This is a genomic window from Pleurocapsa sp. CCALA 161 (genome assembly GCF_003003995.1).
Lineage (GTDB): Bacteria > Cyanobacteriota > Cyanobacteriia > Cyanobacteriales > Xenococcaceae > Waterburya.
In genome coordinates, this window is the sequence record NZ_PVWF01000006.1 from 37,714 (window position 1) to 58,409 (window position 20,696).

Genomic DNA, 20,696 nt, shown 5'->3' on the forward strand with positions numbered 1-20,696 from the left:
TTAAACTATTTGAACTTATCAACCGATGCTGCAAGAATTACGGTAGAAAAGACGTAATAAGAAGGCAGCACTGACTAATTTAGCTATTTCCAAGCTCCAGTAGGCAATATGCATTGAAGCCATAGAAGTAGGCATAACTTTAGCAGTAGCAAATAAATCTAACGGCATCCCCAAGCTGCTCATCTGTGGAGTCAAAATATAAGTATATGTCAGAGCAATAATTAGTAAACCACTAGCTAACAAAACTGACTTAGCATCTACATTGCTAGCTCTATTGCTGCCATAACGATAGACTAAACAACCTGCTAAAACCGTGGCAGCACAAAGCAATTCTAAATGATTAAACGTACCAAAAATAACGTACCCAGCACTAGCAAATCCAGGCTCATTCATCATGCCAGTTGTTAACATTCCAGGCACAACTAAAAAGTCAAAAACTAAGCTACCACTGAGCCAAAATCCTAAAGCAAACATAATCATTGTAGACCAGTTTGCTGAGATAGAATTACGAGGAGAAAATGCTTGCATAAGAATATAAAAAAAATTATTACTCTCACAGCTTAACCAATAACTTAACCGTCTCGTATAACGAAAAGTAAAGTCTTTTGAAGAAGCTCTAAGGCTTTACAATTAGTAATGAACAGCGATCGATGAACAGTCAAAAAATAAGTTTGATTTGCAGTCAACAGTTTAAATTAAAATAGTCATAAATACTTAGTTTTTTTGAGCATATTGCTGTTGTATTTCTTGAATGGAAAATAGAGTCTGAAATACAATTCCTTGAGATTTATATAGTTCTTTTCCCCCCTGTTCTCGATCTACTAAAGCCAATATTTGTGTCACCTCATATCCCGCAGCTTGCAGTCTTTCAACGGCGGTTAATGCTGATCCACCAGTAGTTACCACATCTTCTAGGACAATTACTTTAGCTCCCTCGGCTAAAGAAGGACCTTCGATATAAGCCTTTGTACCATGTCCTTTAGGCTGTTTACGGATAATTAAAGCGGGAATCGGCTGGTTTTCATAGGCAGAAACAACGCTTACTGCTGATACCATTGGGTCTGCACCCAGAGTTAAACCAGCAACGGCTGAAGTATCTTGGGGTAATTTTTGCCATAATAAGCGACCAAGAGCTAATGCGCCGATTGCGTTTAAAGTTACCTGTTTGCAATTAATATAGTAAGAACTTTTAGCTCCCGAAGAAAGGGTAAAATCTCCTTCGACATAGGCATCTTTAACAATTAAATCTAAAAGAACCTGGCGTAAAGTATCTGTATTAGCTGTAGCTAGAGAAGAATGGGTTTGTTCCGTGTTCATAAGTTGAGTGCAGGAGAAAAGATATATATGGACTGTTCTTTCATTAGATCTTCAGCTAGGATTGAGCAGAAGTTACAGTAGCTTTGTCGCCCTAATCAGCAGGGAAATAATAACACGACCGAGTAATCTGTAGCCGTTAGTTTATTCACAAATATTAAGTAAAGTAATGTCTATTAAATTTATTAAACTAAGTCAAGTCTTAGTAGTAGCAGCTATTGCTAGTCTATTTGCAGTTGAAGCTCAAGCAGAAATGAAGCCTTTAGATGATGCGTTTAAAGACGCCTATCACAAAAGAGGTAAAGATGCTTTTAAACAAAGCAATATTTTTGGTCAAATTAACACTATTGTTGGTTTGACAGGATACCCTGAGCAGCATATTTCTATCGATGGAAAAGCGGTAGACCAACTTTATCAGCAAAGTTTATCTAAGCAAACATCTTCAGGAGAGTATTTAGTTACTAGAGATTTGGAGAATCCCTATGATACCTCTTTGCGTGAAAATCCTAACTATATTGCATTTTAATAAGCTTAGTAAGTTTAAGGCATCAAACGCGATCGCTGTCAGTAATTTTTTGACAAAATCTAATTAAGAATAACAGAACTGAGAAGAGGTAAGACTTACTTTTTTGTTTTCCTGGCTTTTCTCAATCTGCTTTGTTGTTTAATCTAAGTCCAGGGTGCAGGAGTTGAACCTGCCTTGCACAAATTATGAGTTTGTTGCCTAAACCGCTCGGCCAACCCTGGATGTTTATTTTTTCTCCAGTAGACCATTATATTAGATAAGTCGGTTATCTTTGACAAGATCAATAAAAATAAAAGAAAATTGCGATCGCATGAAAATTAGAGTTAAGTTGTGGCTCACTATATTCTTATTCTTGATGATGCTGTTGGCTAGCGTGGCTAGCTCTTACATTGGCTACTTTATGGGTAGTCAGGCTTTGAAAGTAGTAACTCAACCAGATATTAATTCTGATAACCAAGATCCTAATCAAAAGCCTTTAGGTGGAGAACATAAAGGTTTAGAAATTATTAAAGAAGAAGAAATTTTGCAACAAGTGTCTGAGGTAATGAATCAAAATAAATAATGACTCAACAAGCTAGTTTTGTGATGCAGGCTTATACTCTTTGTTTCTTGTTAGTGGGTTGATGGCTGAACAACATTTGTGGTTGACTCTAGTTGGTGTTTTGCTTTTAATTGCGATTAATGCTTTTTTCGTTACCGCAGAGTTTTCGATTGTTTCGGTTCGTCGTTCTCGCATCAGTCAGTTAGTTAGAGATGGAGATGTTCAGGCTCAAACTGTACAGTCTCTGCAAAGAAGTATTAACCGTTTATTATCTACTACTCAACTAGGGATTACTCTTTCTAGTTTAGCGTTAGGCTGGGTTGGCGAAAAAACGATCGCTGTGTCAATTATTGTTTTAATTGAGGGGATTAATTTACCGAGTTATATCTCTAAATCTCTGGCTCATTCTCTAGCTTTGCCTTTGTCATTTATTATTTTGGCATACTTGCAAATTGTTTTAGGCGAACTATGTCCTAAGTCGGTGGCTTTGATGTATCCTGAGCAGCTAGCTCGGTTTTTTGGGCCTCCTAGTGTTGCCATTGCCCGTATTTTCAGACCTTTTGTCGCAATTTTGAATTTATCCACTCGTCTTTTGCTCAAGCTGATAGGAGTTGAATATAGCGGTGATGGCTGGTATGAAAAAGTCACCTCCGAAGAACTACAGTTGATAATTGCTACAGAAAAAGAATCGATTGGTTTGGAAGCAGAACAAAGGCAACTGCTTAAAAATGTGTTTGAATTTCGGGATGATACTGCCGAAGAAGTAATGATTCCCCGCACCGATATCAAATTTTTGACCCTAGATACTACTTTTGGTGAATTATTACAGGCGATCGCTGAATATGGCTATTCTGGGTATCCTGTAGTTGGGGAGTCTCTCGATGATATCCGCGGAATTATTCACTATAAGAAACTAGCAGAGCCTCTAGCACAGGGCAATATCGACTGTAATTCTACTCTAGAGTCATGGATAGAACCTGTGAGTTTTATTCCTGAATCCACATCCCTAAATGAACTTTTACCTTCCATGCAGCGATCGCAACAAAAAATGTTGGTAGTGATCGATGAATTCGGCGGGACATCGGGTTTAATTACTCTCCATGACTTAATTGCCGAGATCGTTGGTGATGCTGGTAGCGATCCTGAAACAGGAATTGAAGCAGTCCAAAAGATAGACGAAAATACATTTTTGGTTTCGGCACAGATCAACCTGGAGGAAGTAAACGAGCAGCTAGATTTAACTCTGCCTCTAGCCGACGAATACAACACTTTAGGCGGCTTCTTGTTGGAAAAATGGCAAAAGATCCCCCATCAAGGAGAAAAGCTGGAATATGAGAACCTGGCTTTCACTGTCACCATTGCCGATAGCAACCGACTCTATCAAATCTTGATTACCCGTTAGCCGACTATTCTTAAGCTGGGGTAATCAGATTAAGGATGATTCATAATTTAGATTGTAATAGATAAATACAATTAATCAGAATTATGGATGGAAGCTGGCTGATTTTAGCTGGAGTTGGTTTGTTTGCAGGGGTTATGGCTGGCATCTTGGGCATTGGCGGCGGATTTATCATTGTGTCTTTATTAGTTGCCTTGAACTATCCTTTTCCCCAGGCGGTTGCCACTAGTAGTCTGGTGATCATCATGAATTCTAGTGCTGGTAGTTTTTATAATTGGAAAATGGGTTACCTGAATCTACAGAGGGTGATCTATCTAGCAATACCAGCGATTATTTTTGCTCCTTTGGGAGCATATTTAACAGGAGAAATATCAGAGTATATTTTGCTAATTGTCTTTGCCTCTTTTATGCTCATTAATATTGCCTTGATTCAGCTTAAACAGAGCATTGCGGCGAAGCAACATCAATCAACTCAGGCGTTTAACCCCGTAGCTGCTAGAGCGATTACGGGAGGACTTGCTGGTTTTTTGGCTGGCCTTTTGGGGATTGGTGGCGGTGTAATTATGGTTCCTCTACAAATGTTGCTATTGAACGAAGACATTAAAACAGCAGTTCGCACCAGCTTAGGGGTGATTGTGACAGCAACGATTTCATCTTGTGTCTATCATTTATCTCAAGGCAATGTTCTGTTTATTCCAGGTCTAATTTTAGGAATTAGTGGGATGGTGGGTTCTCAACTGGGGACGAGGCTACTGCCCAAAATGTCTAATTCTTTGGTGAGCAAAGTTTTTAATTTGTTTTTAGTATCGATGGCACTATTCAACTTTTGGAAAGCCTGGATCAGCTATCAAAATCTCAGCTAAATACAGATCATCAAAAAATTTATAGCTTATAGCTAGTAGATGAAAGCTTAAGTAAAGATACCATTTTGTTAACCTTAAACCCTAATTAAGTACCTGGGTGGAATTAAATATAAAATAACGGATTCTTATTTTTCTCCCCTACTCCCCTATCTCCACTACTCCACCACCTCATATCAGTCTTTAAATTAATTATGCCTAGCTACTTATATCTAACTTGCTACTTGTTACTTAAGCGAAGCGTTACTAGAAGTAAAGTCCCTTTATTTCATCTTAATTCCTAATACCTGAGTATGAGCGCCTCTGGCTTGGGTGACACCGATGGTTCTTTCTGAGGCTTCGATCATCGGACGACGCAGACTAACTACAATAAACTGTGCTTCCTGTGCCTGTTGTTTGACCATCCGAGAGAGCTTTTCGACATTAGCACCGTCGAGGAACATATCTACTTCATCAAAGGCATAGAAAGGAGATGGACGGTATTTTTGTAGAGAAAAAATAAAGCCTAATGCAGTTAAGGATTTTTCGCCTCCAGACATGGAACTAAGTTTTTGTACTGGTTTACCTTTGGGGTGAGCAACTAAGTTTAAACCACCGTTGAAAGGATCGTTTTCGTCTTCTAACTGTAGATGTCCATCACCATCGGATAGTTCGGCATAGATTTTTTGGAAGTTCTCATTTACCGCATCGTAAGATTCTTTAAATGCTCGTAAACGGAGAGTGGTAAATTTCTCTACCCGTAACAATAATTCAGTTCTTTCTGCTTCAATCGTATCTAGTTTGTGGGAAAGTTCCTGTAGTCTCGCTTCGGTTTTTTCGTATTCTTCTAACGCCAACATGTTGACAGGTTCCATGGCTTCAAGACGTTTTTCGCCATTGCGAATCTGCTTTTGTAGCTGCTCTACCTGTTCCTGAAGATTGGCAAAAGTAATTGATTCTCCCGCTTCAATACCATCATCATTAACTAACTGAGGAATTTCAGGAATAGGATCGGGTAGTTCTTGTTCTTGTTCGGCTATTTGCTGTTGTAAGGTTTGTAAAGTTGCTTGCCTTTCTTGCTGTGTTGCTTGGAGTTTTTCTAATGTCCAGGTTTGTTTTTGATGGCGATCGCGCAATTCTTTTAACTTAGTTTCTAGGCGATCGCGTTCTTGTTTGGTTACTCCTAATTTTTCTGATAATTTAGCTAATTTTATTTCTGTAGTCGCAATCTTTTCGGTAATTTCTTTTAGCTGTTTATTTATTTCTGCTTGTTGCTCTTTAATTCTTAATCGTTCATTGGTTATTTGAACAATATTCTGTTCTGCTTCGGTGAATTTCTCTCTGGCTCTTTGATGTTTATTAGTTAATTCTAATAGTTGAGTTTCTGCCTGTCTTAAAGCTTGTTCGTGTTGTCTTAGCTGTTCTTCTTGACTGGCAATTATAGAACGTACCTGTTGCCATTCACTTTGAGCATACGAGTCTTCTAATATTTTTAGCTGCTGCTGTAATTCGTTTAAGCTTGCTTCTTGTTGAGGAATTTCGCGATTTAAACTTTCTAAACGAGACTGAATCTCATCTCTTTCTTGACGGTTGGTGTGTAGTTGATTAATTAATAATTCTCTTTGTCCAGTTAAACGTTTTAAATCTTTTTCTAACTGTTCCGACAGCATTTTGCTATCTCGACCAAGCTGTCTGGCTGCGGTTAATTCTGACTCTAAATCCTTGATCTGTGCTAACTGATCTGCTATTGTTTGGTCATAGTTGTTTAGGATGCGGGCTATTTCTGCCAGACGCTCTTTTAACGCTTCAACTTCAGGTTCGCGGTTGGCTGTTGCCCCAAAATGAAGGCTGGAACGACTAGATTGGCTTCCACCTGTCATTGCTCCACTAGCTTCGAGAATTTCCCCTTCTAAAGTCACAATACGGTGCTTGCCTAACTGAGAACGGGCATTATCAAGATTGTCAAACACAATCGTTCCGCCAAATACATAGGCAAAAATCTCCTCATAGCGCGGATCGCAGTCGACTAAATTGACAGCCAAGTCGATAAAACCACGACCAAAACGCATCGTGGCAACATTACCTAAAGATGGTGCTTGAATCTTATTCAAAGGTAAAAAAGTTGCTCTCCCTCCCCGCTCTCGTTTAAGCAATTCAATCCCTTGGGCAGCAACGCGATCGCTTTCGACGACAATAAAGCCTAATCTTCCTCCCGCAGCAGTCTCTAAAGCCAGGCGATAACGCTGTTCTACTTGCCCTAGCTGGACAACCAACCCCTCTATCCCTGAAAGATTGGAGTTGAGGATAATTTTACTGGCATAAGTTCCCTGTACTTCCTGCTGTGCCTGTTTCTTTGCTTCTAGTTTATCTAGCTCTCGCTGTTTGTCTCGCTGTTCTTTTAACAGACGTGCTTGGGTTTCCTGCTGTAAAGCGCGATCGCTTTCGGCTTCTGCTAACTGTTGGGCAATTGACTGGACATGACCTTGTTCTGTCGCCACCTGACTTGACAAGGTATCATATTCAGCTTGTTTAACTTTTAATTCTGCGTCAACTGCTTCTAATGACTCAGTTTGTTCCTTAATCGTTTGATCTAGCTGATTGTATCTCTCACTAATTCTGGCTTGTTCAGTACGCTGAGGATTAAGGGTTTCCTGGATTGCCGATACCTGACGAGATAAGTTTGCCTGTTCCTGCACCCAAGCTTCAGAAGCTTCAGCGATCGCATTGGCATTATTTTTACTCTGGGTAACAGCTTCTCTAGATGTCGCCGTATTACTTGTGAGAGTAGGAATAATCTCCTGTTCCAGCCTGGATTGCTCTTGAGCAAGCTGTTTGATCTCCCGCTGATATTGTTCTAAACTCTGTTCTGTCTGAACTAACGTTAGCTGCTGCTGCTGGCTCGTATTATTTAATTCCCCTAATTTTTGCTCTTGAGTAAGCTGTTTAGCTTTTTGAGTAGCTAAATCCGAGGCGACGGATAACTGTTCATCTTCTCCCAAAGCCTTGACTTGAGCATTGAGAGTTTCTAACTTAGCACTCTCTTCCATTATTTCTGTATTTAGTTTGCCAATACTTTCATTTAGCTGTAAGGCTTCTGTATCCCCGGCAGCCACCTGAACCTGTAACTCTTCTTGCTGTTGAGTCAGCGATCGCCAAACTAAAACCTGCTCATGGATTTTCTTTGCCTGTACCTGCTCTTTTAACTTACGATATTTTTCCGCTTTGACTCGATCTGCGGCAAGGCGATCGCGATTAGCAATCAGTTCTTGAGCAATAATATGGCATTTTTCTTCTTTTTCCCGTACTTTTTCTAGCGTATTACGGGTTTGCTGAATTTTACGATCAAATGCGCCAACTCCCGCCAACTCATCGATAATTTCCCGTCTTTCCTTAGAATTCATTGTAATGATGCTGGTAACATCCCCCTGCAACACCACGTTATACCCTTCAGGATAAATCCTTAACTTCTGTAGCTGTTCATGAACTTCCGTCGCGCTAGACACTTCCCCGTTAATATAAAACGTTGAAGTATAATTACCCTTCTTCCCTACCCGTAACCTACGAGTAATTTTCCATTCCAGACTATCACCATTGGTGATCGCAATTATTTTTTTATCATCTTGATCTACCGAGGCTGTTTCTACTTCTGCTAACTCTTCTAATTGTTCCTCTTCTGCACCATTACTATTTTCATTCTCGTTGCTGCTATTTCCCGAAACCTCTGGCAATTCTTCGGCAGCAGAAATCAAAGCTTTCGCATCAGTCACCGTTGTCACCACATCGGACAAATCACCCAGATCGGTCAAGTCAAAAGTAACAGAAACCACCGCTTCTGCGGCTTTGCCATTAGCAATATGCTTATTATTGACCAAATCTGGCAGGCGATCGGCGCGCATTCCCTTAGAACTCGCCAAATTTAAACAAAACAGCAAGGCATCTAAAATATTTGACTTTCCCGAGCCATTTGGTCCCGAAACTACGGTAAAACCAGGTAATATAGGAACTTTTGTTGTACCACCAAAGGATTTAAAGTGAGACAGTTCAACACGCTTAATATGAACCATGAACTATAGTTTCGACTCGGTAAAATAAAATAGTATTTTTGTACTAATTGACGGTCACGTTATTGGGAACACTACTGGTTGTACCTGTAATTAAGCAATATGGGTGGAAAAAACTAGTTTTCTTAACACTTGGTAATATTTCTCAGACAAGCTTCAAAAGGCAATAAGGAAAATTAACCAACAGAAAATACCAATGATTTTTACATCTGCGCTCAGATCTCTTTTTCATATTCTTCACAGTTTTGCTGTATTTTCAGCTACGTGGTAGCAAATAATTAATTGAAATATTTATTGTTGCCAGATGCAAACTTTCTAGCTCATTATTTGGTTTATGTACGAAGCACAAGACAACTATCAAAATTCTCATGATGCAGACTACGATTTTGCCAATCAAGAGGAAAATTATCAAGACTTAGGGTTAGAACAATCTGATACAGGGTCAGAAATGACCGAAAGCTCTGATACTTCCGTAAATATGGAGGAGAAAAATGATCTAGAGAAATCTGAACCAAACGATGCAGATTCATTAGAGACGAATCAAGAGCAAAACGGTGAAGCTGACACTCTGGACAGCCCAGGTAATGCTGGTACACCGATTGAAAGCTCTAATACTTCCGTAAATATGGAGGAGAAAAATGATCTAGAAAAATCTGAACCAAACGATGCAGATTCATTAGAGACAAATCAAGACCAAAGCGGTGAAGTTGCCACATTGGGCAGCTCTAGTAATGCTGGCACACCAATTGAAAACTCTAATATTCCCGTAAATGTTGATGATGGCAATGACATCGAGAAACTGGACTTTAGTTCCCAATATACAAATCCCAACGGAACTGGTGATGATTTATTGACTGGTACTGAAGGAGCCAACACCTTTGACATTACCGCATTATTAAATGCCAAACCCGAAATTTACCAACAACATGTTGATGGTGAAGGCAAAATTGATTGGGCAGGTGTAACAGGAGAAAATAATAATTATCACGATCACTGGCTAGACAATATCGGTCAAGATACTATCATGGACTTCAGTGGTAGTGGTGGTGATGGAGACAAGGTTAACATTGCTGGTCATACTGTCGCGGTTACTGTCCTTGAAGAGTCAGATAACCAAATTAAATTAGGTTTATATAGCGATCAGGGTGCTGATGGTTCTCGCGGTAGCGATGCTCATGATTTTGATGTGACAGGTACTCTTACCATTAATCATGATGGAAATTTTAATTACGGTAGTGATGTAACCGTCGATCCTCATGCTGTTGACGGGGCTTTTGAATTTGCCTAAATTGAACTTTTAATCAATTAGCAGATATATTGAGGTGAACATTAATTACCTCATATATCTGCTGTCTGCTAACTGCTAACTGATGTTACGCACGTCAGGTCTTAAACCCTTGAGATTTCGTTCTCAACAATTACTGAAACTATTGAAATCTCGTTTAACTGCGTAACATCAGCTGCTAATTTAAAAAGTGATCGATAGACTCAGTGTGAACGAGAGAATTTTGATCGGCTAAATAAAATTAGGAATAGAGATACAGGCGATCGCGCAACACTGGGCTTGTGCCAAATTCAGCTAATTAAGGATTTGCTGCCTTGTGATATACATTACTAGGTGGGATACCTTCCATATTAATAATGCTCTGAATCACCGAGCCAACTATCGGTGCAGCAACGGTAGAGCCGAAGGTATATTTTCCATGAGGTTCGTCCACTACCGCTAAAACTGCATATCGAGGTGCTTCTACAGGAAATATCCCCACAAAGCTGGTGATTTTGGCTTTGTCATCGTATCCTCCTTGACCAACTGCTTTTTGAGAAGTCCCAGTTTTACCCGCAATACGATAGCCTTTAATTTTGGCAGCATAGCCACTTCCATCTTCAACCACTTCTTCCATCATTTCTAAAACCGTTTTAGCAGTTTTGGGTGAGAAGATTTGCTTGCTATTTGGTGGTTGGGAATAGTGAAGATAGCCTTTATAGTCTGATAAACCTCTAACTACATGGGGCGTGATTAATTTCCCTTGATTAGCTATGGCTGCATGAAGCTGAATTAACTTCAGGGGAGTCAAAGAAAAACCCTGACCAAAAGAGGTAGTGGCAGGTTCAATTTCTCTGACAGTAAATTCCACCTCATTTTTTAATCTGCCTGGAGTATAACCAGGAATATCAAAATCGATTTGATCCTCAATTCCTAACTTTTGCAGATCATGATAGTAATCTAAAGGTTTCATGCGTTGTATAATCTTGATCATGCCGACATTGCTAGAATACTTAAGAATTTCAGCCAGAGTTAATTTTCCTCTTGCGCCTTCTGTGGCAAAATCGTGATTACGCACCAATGCATCCTTAATTTTAATTTCTCCCGTATCATTAAAAGTATCGTCAGGATCGATAACCCCTGCATCCAAAGCCAGGGCAAGATTAATCGGCTTAAAAGTTGAACCAGGCTCATAAAGATCGGTGATTGCCCAGTTTTTAAATAGTTCAATCTTAGATTTATAGTAAGTATTCGGATTGTAAGTAGGTTCTGATACCAAAGCAGCGATCGCTCCATCACGAACATCCATGACAATCACCGCACCCTTCCTTGCCTTATATTTATCCATCTGTACTTTGAGGGCATTGCGGGCAATCTGCTGTAATCTCAGGTCAATAGTTAGCTGTAGTCGCAGATCGTCGAAGTTAAATAGCTGTTGCGATCGCTCTAAATTTCCTGGATGAAAGATCGATTTTGAGTTTTCAAAGCTGCGAGTCATCTTCCAGCTAATCGGCTTGCGTTCTAAAAGCTTATTTTGAGTGTATTCTACTCCTGCTTGGGGAGTACGAGTGCTGTCTAAATTAACATAGCCTGTGACCTCTGCCGCCATATCTTGATGAGGATAAAAACGAGTGTAGTTTTGCTTGAGATCCAAACCATCAATTTGCATCCCGACAATTTTCTCTTTGACAGATTCGGGCAGATCTTTTGACAAAAGAATACCCCAGTCTTGTTTGGCAAAGATGGCTAATAGTTCGGCGGGAGTTTGCTTACCCAATATTGCTGATAGTTGTTCGGCAATTTCTGCTGCGGGTACTGCTTGGGAATTACGCCTAAATAGATGAGGATGGACGTAAAGAGTATAGGTAATACGGTCGGTGGCTAAAACATTTTGCTGGCGATCTACAATTTGACGACGAGGAATATAAAAATTTAGCTTGGTTGTTTGCTGATCTGTGGCGATCTGGCTTAATTTTTTCCCTTGAGGTGCTTGCTCGTATTTAATTGCCGGATCGATGACCTGGAGATAATACAGTTTAGCTCCCAAAGCAAATGCTCCAATAACTAGAATACCCCAAATGATAAATAGTCTAGCGATCGCCGTATTCGCAGTTGGCATTGTTCTCTCCCAATCGCTGTTGCGACCATTGCGGGACGAAGGGCGACGTTGTGGCTGCTGTCGTTTAGTTGGCTTTAAGGAATTTCTGCTATTTGACTTGAAAGGAAGTTTAAACTTAGATTTGGACATAGTTGAGCTTCTAAGCTGTCTAACATTTAAGATGAGTTATGGGTATTTTTTTGCTATCTACATAAATTTACCTAGATTGCTCAACTCAGTAATTTCATGCAAAGATAACTGTATCAATTAAAGTTATTTTGACTTTTATTTAGAGAACAATTAGTAAATAAAAAGCAGCAAAAATTGATACTAACTAATAACCATGAAAATCTCAATTTTTTTTAGCTTAATATCCCAAACTTTCATATTTTAACTTGGCTATTTCTTGCTGGCTGGGCTGACGATCTACTGGTTTTCTCGCCTGAACTTGAGCGGGACTAACAAAAATTGCCGATTCTGGCTCTGGGATTGTCAATCTTTTGTCTTGCCCTGCTGCTTGAGCAAGCTGATATTTAATTGTTTCGTTAACTGCTACTAACTGGCGTTCCTGTAACTGCAAATTTTCTAAATGTTGATACTCCTGACTCCATAAATCGGGAATTTTTACTGTAGAAACATAGAGACTGATGCTGGCAGTCATAGTGGCGATCGCCAAACCAAAAGAACTTTTTTGGATTAAGGAAAGGGTTTGTAGCTTTTTAGGCAGATTGTTGGTACGGAAAGCCTTCGGCTTAACAAGTTTTGTCGGTTGTTCTGGCGATCGCTGAACTATGTTCGGCTGATTAACAACCTCGTGAGGTTGAGCTTGAGGATAATAGTAATCAGTCGAAAAATCAGGTTTTCTAAGAGCCGACATTGATCAATCTCCATGTTTTTTGTTAAGCCATTGGGCGAATTTTAGCTTACATTCAAAAAAATGATAAGAGCAAAATTATTAAAAATTAATAGTTGATCTTGAAGTCAATAAAGATAAGATGAAGCTTAGATAAAGATTGAATAAAAGAAAATTTTGGTTTAATTTTTTTTCATTTTTAAGCAAAATTAACATCGCTAATTATTTTTTTGATTGTTTATTATGCCCAAAATTGCCTCACTATTTTCAAACCTTTACTCTTATTAAGTAAGAATTTAATTACAGCTATAAATAAAACTATGCAGGTAATAATTGTTGGCGCGGGTCCTACAGGTGCAGGACTGGCATTAATGCTAGTCAAAAAAGGGATTAAAGTAAAACTAATCGAAGCATCTCGCGATTTTAAGCGACAATTTCGGGGAGAAGGGTTAATGCCCAGTGGCTTAGATGCCCTCGAACAGATGGACTTGCTCAAACTATTATCAGATATTCCGCATCGAACTATCGATGCTTGGGAATTTTTGTTATCTCACCGTAGTTTATTTAAAGTGAATGAGCCGATAGAAGCAACAGGAAAACGCTGCACCACAGTAGTTTCACAACCTCATTTGTTATCAGCAATTATTCAGCAGGCCAAAACTCATTCTCAATTTGAATTTATTCAAGGAGAAGCTGTCCAGGATCTTTTATCGGTCAATAATCGTATTTGTGGGGTTAAATTAGGTTCTGGAACAGAAATTAATGCCGATCTAGTGATTGCTGCTGATGGACGTAATTCGATAATTCGCCAAAAAGCAGGAATTGATTTAACTAAGCTGCAAAGTAGTATGAATATTCTTTGGTTTAAACTTGATTCTGGAGCTTTATCTCAATCAAGCAATATTTTTTATTCCATTATTCAAGGCAAAAATGCCTTCGGTATGTTCAGAGGTTCATCTGGTCAATTACATTTTGGCTGGGGACTTCATGCAGACGATAACTACAATTGGAAAACCGTTAATTGGGTAGAAAAACTGGTTGCTACCTCTCCTCCATGGTTAGCAGAACATATCCTGAAACATCAAACTAGCCTAACTCAACCGCTACTTTTATCAGTTGTCGTCGGTAGATGCGATCGTTGGTCAATTCCTGGACTACTGTTACTGGGGGATGCAGTCCATCCCATGTCCCCAATCCGCGCTCAGGGGATTAACATGGCATTTCGTGATGCGATCGTCGCTGCTAATCACTTAGTTCCAATTTTAAGCAATTCAGCAGCCAATCTAAGTCAAATTGACGCAGTATTACCCTTGATTCAACAGGAAAGAGAACCAGAAATTATCCGTATTCAACAACTACAGGCAGAGGAAATGGGTCAGGCAGAACTACTACACAACAGCGCCTTGGTTCGCTGGGGTGCTAAAACCTTTGCGCCGATAATTCGTCCAGGGATTAAGTATTCTTGGTTAAAAAGACAAAAGCAACTACGCCAGGGAGTAACCAAAGTTACTTTAAAAGCTGATAGCTTATAGCTACGAACTAATAGGTTTGAAACAAAGATAATTCACATCAGGCGTATTGCATGTAAACTACGCTTAGATTTAAATATTCAAAGGTCAGGTTTCCTGCCGTAAAGACATGACTTGCCTGACCATTGGTTTAGAGAAAATAGAAAAAGCACGTTATACCATTTCTCTAAACTAGTTAGATAGATGAGCGTTTAAATATAGGTTGGCATAGATTGGCTTTAGGCACGAAACCTAACATCTCATAAGCTTTTGTTGGGTTGCACGCTTAGTTTAACCCAACCTACCAAGTCTGCAATGAATGCCAGAGAATTGGTATTATCTAGATTTTTTCCCTTTTCTCAATCTCAATGAATGCACGAAAATTGGGAGGGTTAAAAAATGCTAGACAGCTTCTAGATTCTTCTCTCCCGTCCGAATACGTACAACTTGATCTACAGGGTAAACAAAGATTTTGCCGTCGCCAATCTCCCCAGTGCGAGCAGCAGCGATGATTTTGTCTACTACCATATTGACCTGATCATCTTCAATAACAATTTCAATTTTGAGCTTTTGTAAAAACTCAACCGTATATTCAGAACCGCGATAACGCTCAGTTTGACCTTTTTGACGACCAAATCCCCGAACCTCAGAAACAGTCATGCCAACTACTCCAGCGTTAACCAGAGCTATTTTGACTTCATCTAATTTAAAAGGTCTGATAATAGCTTCTATTTTTTTCAATTTCCTATCTCCTATCTTTAATTATGAAAGATTGACTTTCACTATTTTACGTGTATTTATCTAGAAAGCTAGTCCAAAAAGATCGAGAATGTAATGGTTTAATTATCTGGTAAACAAAAAAGCATCGCTTATTGATATTTATTTTAAGACTTGTTTAATCGTTTTTTTAATCATCAATAATTGCATCGCGATCTAGCAGCAAGAGATTACGCAGACTACCTGTATCAAGATCCGTTAACCACTGTTCCCCTGCACCAACAGTTTGTTCGGCTAGTTCTTTTTTGCTTTCAATGATGTCGTTAATTCGTTCTTCTAAAGTACCCGTGCAGACAAACTTATGTACCTGCACATTGCGCTGTTGTCCGATGCGAAATGCCCGATCTGTCGCCTGATTCTCTACCGCAGGATTCCACCAGCGATCAACGTGGAAGACATGATTTGCTCTGGTGAGATTGAGTCCAGTTCCTCCTGCTTTAAGGGATAAGATGAAAATTTTGGGTCCATTGGGTTCATTTTGGAAGCGGTCTACCATTTCTTGTCTGGTTTCGCGGGGAGTTGCACCGTATAAGAACATCACTTCTTCTTTGAGCTTTTGGGACAGATAGGGTTTAAGTATCTTACCCCACTCGGCAAACTGGGTAAAAATTAAAGAGCGATCGCCTTCATCGACAATTTCTTCGAGCATCTCTTCTAAACGCAATAATTTACCAGAGCGATCCCCGAAATGTTCTGTTCCCACAATTGCTTGTTGAGCTTGATTTTTATCTAGTAATGCGGGATGGTTGCAAAGCTGTTTAAGACGCAATAATAAGGTCAGAATTAAGCCACGGCGTTTAATCCCGTCAGCATCTTCAATCTCTTCAAGAGAGTTGTCTACTAGCTGTTGATAGAGTTCTGCCTGTTCTGCTGATAGCCCGCAAAATACGTTCATCTCCTGCTTTTCGGGCAAATCTTGAATAATATTTTGATCGGTTTTTAACCGACGCAGAATAAATGGTTGGGTAAGAGATCTAAGAATGTTTAAAGATTCGCGATCGCCATATTTTTCAATTGGGGCAGCAAATCTTTTTTGAAAGAAGTTACGATTACCCAAAAATCCTGGGTTGAGAAAGTCAAGAATTGACCATAATTCAGTCAAGCGATTTTCTACTGGTGTACCAGTTAAAGCAATGCGAAATCCTGCGGGAATCTCTCTTACTGCCTGAGACTGTTTTGCCGAGGGGTTTTTAATATTTTGAGCTTCATCTAAAACTATTCCTTGCCAGTCTATACTTGATAAGGTTTTTTGATCGCGATGCACGAGGGAATAGCTGGTAATTACTAGCTGTTGATCTTTGACTGTTTTGGCAAATGACTTTCCTTGTTCTCTTTGATTGCCGTGATGAATCATTGTTTTCAACTTAGGAGCAAATTTTTTAACTTCTCGTTCCCAGTTATTAATTACAGAGGTAGGACAAACTAATAGTGTGGGTTTTTTTAACAGCTTTTGCTGTTTAAGATTAAGCAAGAAGCCAATTAACTGTATAGTTTTGCCCAAGCCCATATCGTCTGCTAAACAAGCGCCTAATCCCCAAGTATTTAAAAAGGATAGCCAGCCCACACCCTTTGCCTGATAAGGACGTAATTCGCCTTGAAAATCCTTGATCTTATTTACGGGTTCAACGGATTTATCATCAGAAAGATTATCCAATAAGCCTGCTAAAACTCCTGTTGGTTCAAACTTCACTACGGGCAACTTGGCTAAAGTTTTGGTATCTCCTGTAGATAAACGCAACGCATCTTCAACTGAAAGATCTAGCTGATCGTTAGATTGATCTAATACCGCTTGGGCAGCCCTCACATCGGCTGGTTGTAGGGCAATCCACTGTCCATCAATTTCCACAATTGGCGACTTCTGCGCCAGCAGCTTTTTAAAGTCTGTTTTAGAAACAGTGCGATCGCCCACCGCAATTTCTAATTTATACTTGAGCATACTTTGCAGACTTAGACGTTCTCCTTGTCTCTGGGAGACGCTAGCAGTCATTTTGATGCCCAATCTTTGCCCACTATTGTCATTAGTTAAGCCAGGAGGTAGAATTACCCCCAAACCATTGTCTCTTAATTGCCAAACCTTTGCCCGAATAAACTCATACACCTGAATCGGATCAAGAGTACAGCTAATCGGTTGACTCTGATTTAAACTCTCTCGCACAGGTTCATAAATACGGGTTGCCAATCCTAAACCTTTAAGCAAAGTTTCTTGGGGGTTTTCAATGGTGCGATCGCCAATTTTGAGAAATTCAGCAGAACATTGCCAGATTGTCCCTGCATCCACAATAAAATCGAGATTATCTAAAGCTTGTAAATAATAGTTTAATGACCAGTCTGGCTGTTGCCCATCTTCTTGTGTTGCTATCGGTGGTGTTAGCACAAAACAAACTCGATAACGATTTAAGCCTAGTTCGTTTTGTCGATTAACTATATACTCGCTGACGGGTAGCGTCCAGCTATATAAGGCATGAGTTAGACGGTTAACATTGCTTTGATTTGTTTCTAATACAGAAGATGCCGACAGCGATCGCAACCAGGGTTCAATACTGATATCTTTATAGCTATGGGGATTATAATCAATCCAAGAACGTAACCGCGCATCTAAAAGTAGGGAAAGCGATCGCAATAATAATCCTTCCTCGGTGGTATTGGCTTGAGATTCTTCTGCATCTAAATATGCTAAACAAGCTTCTGGTAGTGCTTGGGTAAATTTTGCTAACCGTACTCGATCAACTTCACTATCGATTAAAGGTTGCCAAACACCTCTATAGCTAGTTTTGCGAGATTTTTTTGCTTCAATTCCTGGCAAAAACTTTTGTCTGACAATTAAATCTAACGCCCACCGATATATATGCGACCAATAACGGAGATCCCCCGCTAAATAGTCTGTTCCAGACTGTAGCGCACTGAGGGATAACATCTGCAATAAACTAATGGTTTCCTCGATAGTCAAACGAAATCCTTTTACTTCCCACAGATAAAGATCTAGTTTTGATTCATTTTCAACTGCGTTTCTCGCAAATACAGGCTGTACTTTCTTGCTTTGTGCCGACTCGGTAATGATTGTCGGCATCCCTACCAGCTGAGTATGCCACTTACTTTGATTCAATAAATCGCCAACTTCTAATTCATGGCTTGGGAATCGATCCAGCAATTCTGAACGTTGCAAGCTAAAGGGATGAATAAAATCCCCTGACTTATTGAGAGAAAAGGTTTCGTTAACCAAAGAACGCCAAGCTTGTCCCCAGACAAAGAAATAATCTTGACCCGCATTAACGATCCAACTGCCGTGAATAATTGACATAATTATCTTAATTGAGACTAGACAAGCCAAGCGTAAGGAGCGTAACTTTGTTACTACACCTCAAACTTATAAATTACGAACTACATCCTTCCCAATCCCATAGCTGATTCGTTGAAAGAAGAAACATCGTAATGTATTGATTAGTTTAGCAAGTTTACTCGATCACCTATAATTTATTACTTATTACTTATTAATTACTTCATAAATATTTGATCGTCTGCACCTGATGACTTTAACGATCAATTGAAATTTGCTACCAGGATCTATTATCTAGTTTAATTAAGGGATCGCAAATGAATTTACTCATGGCGATCGCATTTTCTGGCTTAATTGTCAGATAATTGACTTGAAAATATTTAAAAAAGCTCAAAACTCTAATCATATTTGTAGCTAACAAGTACTGTTCTCTAGCTTTGCTAATTAAATAATTTGAACTTAAAACGACAATATTTGCACTATTTACACTGTTTAGCATTTTCAATTACGATCATTACCCTGATCTTGAACACCTTGGCGACACCTCAAATTATGGCTGAGTCTATATCACCAGAACAGATCCAAGCAATAATCGTCAGACAGGCTCAAGCTTGGGAAGAGCAAAATGCTCAGGCGATTGTCAATGATTTTGCTGAAGAGGCGATCTTTATAGCCGCAGGGTTTAAATTTACAGGTAAGCAGCAAATTAAACAAGCAGCCCAAGATTACTTTAAACAGTTTTATCATACCTCTGTAAAAATTAAACGCACTATTGTTGACGGCGATCTCGGTGCAGTGGAATGGGACTGGCGCGACCAGAACCGTAAAACTGGCAAAGAAAGTTTTGCAGAAGATGCAATTATCTTTGAATTGGCAAACGGAAAAATTTTGTACTGGCGTGAATATATTGAAAAGAAAAAATAAATATAAGCTGAATTTATCATTTACATTAATAATAACAATGTAATCAACCTTGATTAAAGTATAAATACTCAGCTATTGTAATTACAAGAGTCAAGCCTAATCATAAATAAGCTTAATGACTCATCTAGTTTAGAACCTAGACAAATAAATAACTAGCAATTATAAGCAAAATGACCACAACTTTACAACAGCGCGAAACACGCGGTGCTTGGGAGAACTTCTGTCAGTGGGTAACAAGCACAAACAACCGCATCTATGTAGGTTGGTTTGGAGTCTTGATGATTCCTACATTATTGGCAGCAACAACTTGTTTCCTAATCGCCTTCGTAGCAGCACCACCAGTAGACATCGACGGAATCCGTGAACCAGTAGCAGGCTCATTGATCTACGGCAACAACATCATCTCAGGAGCAGTAGTACCAAGCTCAAACGCAATCGGACTACACTTCTACCCAATTTGGGAAGCAGCATCCTTAGATGAATGGTTATACAACGGTGGCCCTTACCAACTGATCATTTTCCACTTCTTAATCGGCGTATTTTCTTACCTCGGTCGTCAGTGGGAACTATCATTCCGTTTAGGAATGCGTCCTTGGATCTGTGTAGCTTACTCAGCGCCAGTATCCGCAGCGACAGCAGTATTCTTAATCTACCCATTAGGACAAGGTTCATTCTCTGATGGAATGCCTTTAGGAATCAGTGGAACATTCAACTTCATGTTGGTATTCCAAGCAGAACACAACATCTTGATGCACCCCTTCCACATGTTGGGAGTAGCAGGAGTATTCGGTGGAAGTTTGTTCAGTGCAATGCACGGTTCATTGGTAACATCTTCCCTAGTACGTGAAACAACAGAAACAGAATCACAAAACTACGGATACAAATTCGGACAAGAAGAAGAAACCTACAACATCGTGGCAGCACACGGCTACTTTGGTCGTCTAATCTTCCAATACGCATCCTTCAACAACAGCAGAAGTCTACACTTCTTCTTAGGAGCATGGCCAGTAATCGGCATCTGGTTCACAGCAATGGGTATTTCCACAATGGCGTTCAACCTAAATGGATTTAACTTCAACCAGTCGGTAATGGATTCACAAGGACGTGTAGTCAACACCTGGGCAGACATCTTAAACAGAGCCAACCTCGGTTTTGAAGTAATGCACGAACGTAATGCACACAACTTCCCTCTTGACCTTGCTAGTGGCGACTCTGCTCCTGTAGCTTTAAGCGCTCCTGCAATCAACGGTTAATCTTGGACTAGATTAAATTAATTAAAAAAATGCTCTCCATTTATTTGGGGGGCATTTTTTTTGGG

General features: G+C 39.6%; 16 protein-coding genes and 1 tRNA gene. 8 read left to right on the forward strand and 9 right to left on the reverse strand.

Annotation, left to right across the window (positions count from 1 at the left end):
* Positions 1-18: 18 nt before the first annotated feature.
* The gene (locus tag C7B62_RS02835) at positions 19-528 is read right to left on the reverse strand and encodes a DUF4149 domain-containing protein (protein ID WP_106233097.1); all 510 of its coding nucleotides are present in this window, start codon (positions 526-528) and stop codon (positions 19-21) included.
* Between the two features lie 186 nt (positions 529-714).
* Positions 715-1,317, reverse strand: coding sequence for an orotate phosphoribosyltransferase (pyrE, locus tag C7B62_RS02840; protein WP_106233098.1), 603 nt, complete (start codon positions 1,315-1,317; stop codon positions 715-717).
* Positions 1,318-1,483: 166 nt separating this feature from the next.
* Here pyrE and C7B62_RS02845 point away from each other — a divergent pair, with 166 nt between their 5' ends.
* Positions 1,484-1,840, forward strand: coding sequence for a serine/threonine protein kinase (locus C7B62_RS02845; RefSeq protein ID WP_106233099.1), 357 nt, complete (start codon positions 1,484-1,486; stop codon positions 1,838-1,840).
* Positions 1,841-1,988: 148 nt separating this feature from the next.
* Here C7B62_RS02845 and C7B62_RS02850 read toward each other — a convergent pair.
* Positions 1,989-2,061: transfer RNA gene (locus C7B62_RS02850), tRNA-Ile, on the reverse strand.
* Positions 2,062-2,111: 50 nt separating this feature from the next.
* Here C7B62_RS02850 and C7B62_RS02855 point away from each other — a divergent pair.
* The 3 genes from C7B62_RS02855 to C7B62_RS02865 all read left to right on the forward strand — a co-directional run bounded on the left by C7B62_RS02855 (position 2,112) and on the right by C7B62_RS02865 (position 4,643).
* Complete coding sequence (locus tag C7B62_RS02855; RefSeq protein ID WP_146132039.1) at positions 2,112-2,402, forward strand: hypothetical protein; 291 nt, start codon at positions 2,112-2,114, stop codon at positions 2,400-2,402.
* A gap of 61 nt (positions 2,403-2,463) precedes the next feature.
* Complete coding sequence (locus C7B62_RS02860; RefSeq protein WP_106233101.1) at positions 2,464-3,783, forward strand: hemolysin family protein; 1,320 nt, start codon at positions 2,464-2,466, stop codon at positions 3,781-3,783.
* 83 nt (positions 3,784-3,866) lie between these two features.
* Positions 3,867-4,643 carry a sulfite exporter TauE/SafE family protein gene (locus C7B62_RS02865; protein ID WP_106233102.1) on the forward strand — a complete coding sequence of 259 codons (777 nt, stop codon included), beginning with the start codon at positions 3,867-3,869 and terminating at the stop codon, positions 4,641-4,643.
* Positions 4,644-4,903: 260 nt separating this feature from the next.
* Here C7B62_RS02865 and smc read toward each other — a convergent pair whose 3' ends face one another.
* The gene (gene smc, locus C7B62_RS02870; protein ID WP_106233103.1) at positions 4,904-8,683 is read right to left on the reverse strand and encodes a chromosome segregation protein SMC; all 3,780 of its coding nucleotides are present in this window, start codon (positions 8,681-8,683) and stop codon (positions 4,904-4,906) included.
* A 331-nt stretch (positions 8,684-9,014) separates the two neighbouring features.
* Between smc and C7B62_RS02875 the strand changes: the two genes are divergently transcribed.
* On the forward strand, positions 9,015-9,968 hold the full coding sequence (locus C7B62_RS02875; protein ID WP_106233104.1) for a hypothetical protein: 954 nt from the start codon (positions 9,015-9,017) through the stop codon (positions 9,966-9,968).
* Between the two features lie 295 nt (positions 9,969-10,263).
* On the opposite strand, the gene C7B62_RS02880 is transcribed toward C7B62_RS02875, so the two are convergent.
* Positions 10,264-12,192, reverse strand: a complete 1,929-nt coding sequence (locus C7B62_RS02880; RefSeq protein WP_106233105.1) for a penicillin-binding protein 2 — start codon at positions 12,190-12,192, stop codon at positions 10,264-10,266.
* 217 nt (positions 12,193-12,409) lie between these two features.
* Entirely contained in the window at positions 12,410-12,919 is a 510-nt protein-coding gene (locus C7B62_RS02885) for a hypothetical protein (RefSeq protein WP_106233106.1), read from the reverse strand.
* Between the two features lie 296 nt (positions 12,920-13,215).
* Here C7B62_RS02885 and C7B62_RS02890 point away from each other — a divergent pair, with 296 nt between their 5' ends.
* Positions 13,216-14,427 (forward strand): FAD-dependent monooxygenase, encoded by a 1,212-nt coding sequence (locus C7B62_RS02890; protein WP_106233139.1) that lies wholly within the window; start codon positions 13,216-13,218, stop codon positions 14,425-14,427.
* A 378-nt stretch (positions 14,428-14,805) separates the two neighbouring features.
* Here C7B62_RS02890 and C7B62_RS02895 read toward each other — a convergent pair whose 3' ends face one another.
* The 3 genes from C7B62_RS02895 to C7B62_RS26775 form a co-directional block, all read right to left on the reverse strand.
* Positions 14,806-15,144 (reverse strand): P-II family nitrogen regulator, encoded by a 339-nt coding sequence (locus tag C7B62_RS02895; protein WP_106233107.1) that lies wholly within the window; start codon positions 15,142-15,144, stop codon positions 14,806-14,808.
* Positions 15,145-15,310: 166 nt separating this feature from the next.
* Complete coding sequence (locus C7B62_RS02900; RefSeq protein ID WP_106233108.1) at positions 15,311-18,478, reverse strand: DEAD/DEAH box helicase; 3,168 nt, start codon at positions 18,476-18,478, stop codon at positions 15,311-15,313.
* A gap of 253 nt (positions 18,479-18,731) precedes the next feature.
* A complete protein-coding gene (locus C7B62_RS26775) occupies positions 18,732-18,860 on the reverse strand; it encodes a hypothetical protein (protein WP_255413980.1) in 129 nt (42 codons plus the stop codon).
* A gap of 146 nt (positions 18,861-19,006) precedes the next feature.
* Between C7B62_RS26775 and C7B62_RS02910 the strand changes: the two genes are divergently transcribed.
* Both C7B62_RS02910 and psbA read left to right on the forward strand, forming a co-directional pair.
* Positions 19,007-19,378, forward strand: a complete 372-nt coding sequence (locus C7B62_RS02910; protein ID WP_106233110.1) for a nuclear transport factor 2 family protein — start codon at positions 19,007-19,009, stop codon at positions 19,376-19,378.
* A 170-nt stretch (positions 19,379-19,548) separates the two neighbouring features.
* Positions 19,549-20,631 carry a photosystem II q(b) protein gene (gene psbA / locus C7B62_RS02915; protein ID WP_106233111.1) on the forward strand — a complete coding sequence of 361 codons (1,083 nt, stop codon included), beginning with the start codon at positions 19,549-19,551 and terminating at the stop codon, positions 20,629-20,631.
* Positions 20,632-20,696 lie beyond the last annotated feature (65 nt).

Coding starts and splice junctions, on each gene's coding strand:
- C7B62_RS02875 (WP_106233104.1), top strand. CDS start 9,015: ATGTACGAAGCACAAGACAACTATCAAAATTCTCATGATGCAGACTAC.
- C7B62_RS02865 (WP_106233102.1), top strand. CDS start 3,867: ATGGATGGAAGCTGGCTGATTTTAGCTGGAGTTGGTTTGTTTGCAGGG.
- C7B62_RS02910 (WP_106233110.1), top strand. CDS start 19,007: ATGGCTGAGTCTATATCACCAGAACAGATCCAAGCAATAATCGTCAGA.
- pyrE (WP_106233098.1), bottom strand. CDS start 1,317: ATGAACACGGAACAAACCCATTCTTCTCTAGCTACAGCTAATACAGAT.
- smc (WP_106233103.1), bottom strand. CDS start 8,683: ATGGTTCATATTAAGCGTGTTGAACTGTCTCACTTTAAATCCTTTGGT.
- C7B62_RS02890 (WP_106233139.1), top strand. CDS start 13,216: ATGCAGGTAATAATTGTTGGCGCGGGTCCTACAGGTGCAGGACTGGCA.
- C7B62_RS02880 (WP_106233105.1), bottom strand. CDS start 12,192: ATGTCCAAATCTAAGTTTAAACTTCCTTTCAAGTCAAATAGCAGAAAT.
- C7B62_RS02860 (WP_106233101.1), top strand. CDS start 2,464: ATGGCTGAACAACATTTGTGGTTGACTCTAGTTGGTGTTTTGCTTTTA.
- psbA (WP_106233111.1), top strand. CDS start 19,549: ATGACCACAACTTTACAACAGCGCGAAACACGCGGTGCTTGGGAGAAC.
- C7B62_RS26775 (WP_255413980.1), bottom strand. CDS start 18,860: ATGATTAGAGTTTTGAGCTTTTTTAAATATTTTCAAGTCAATTATCTG.
- C7B62_RS02885 (WP_106233106.1), bottom strand. CDS start 12,919: ATGTCGGCTCTTAGAAAACCTGATTTTTCGACTGATTACTATTATCCT.
- C7B62_RS02845 (WP_106233099.1), top strand. CDS start 1,484: ATGTCTATTAAATTTATTAAACTAAGTCAAGTCTTAGTAGTAGCAGCT.
- C7B62_RS02835 (WP_106233097.1), bottom strand. CDS start 528: ATGCAAGCATTTTCTCCTCGTAATTCTATCTCAGCAAACTGGTCTACA.
- C7B62_RS02900 (WP_106233108.1), bottom strand. CDS start 18,478: ATGTCAATTATTCACGGCAGTTGGATCGTTAATGCGGGTCAAGATTAT.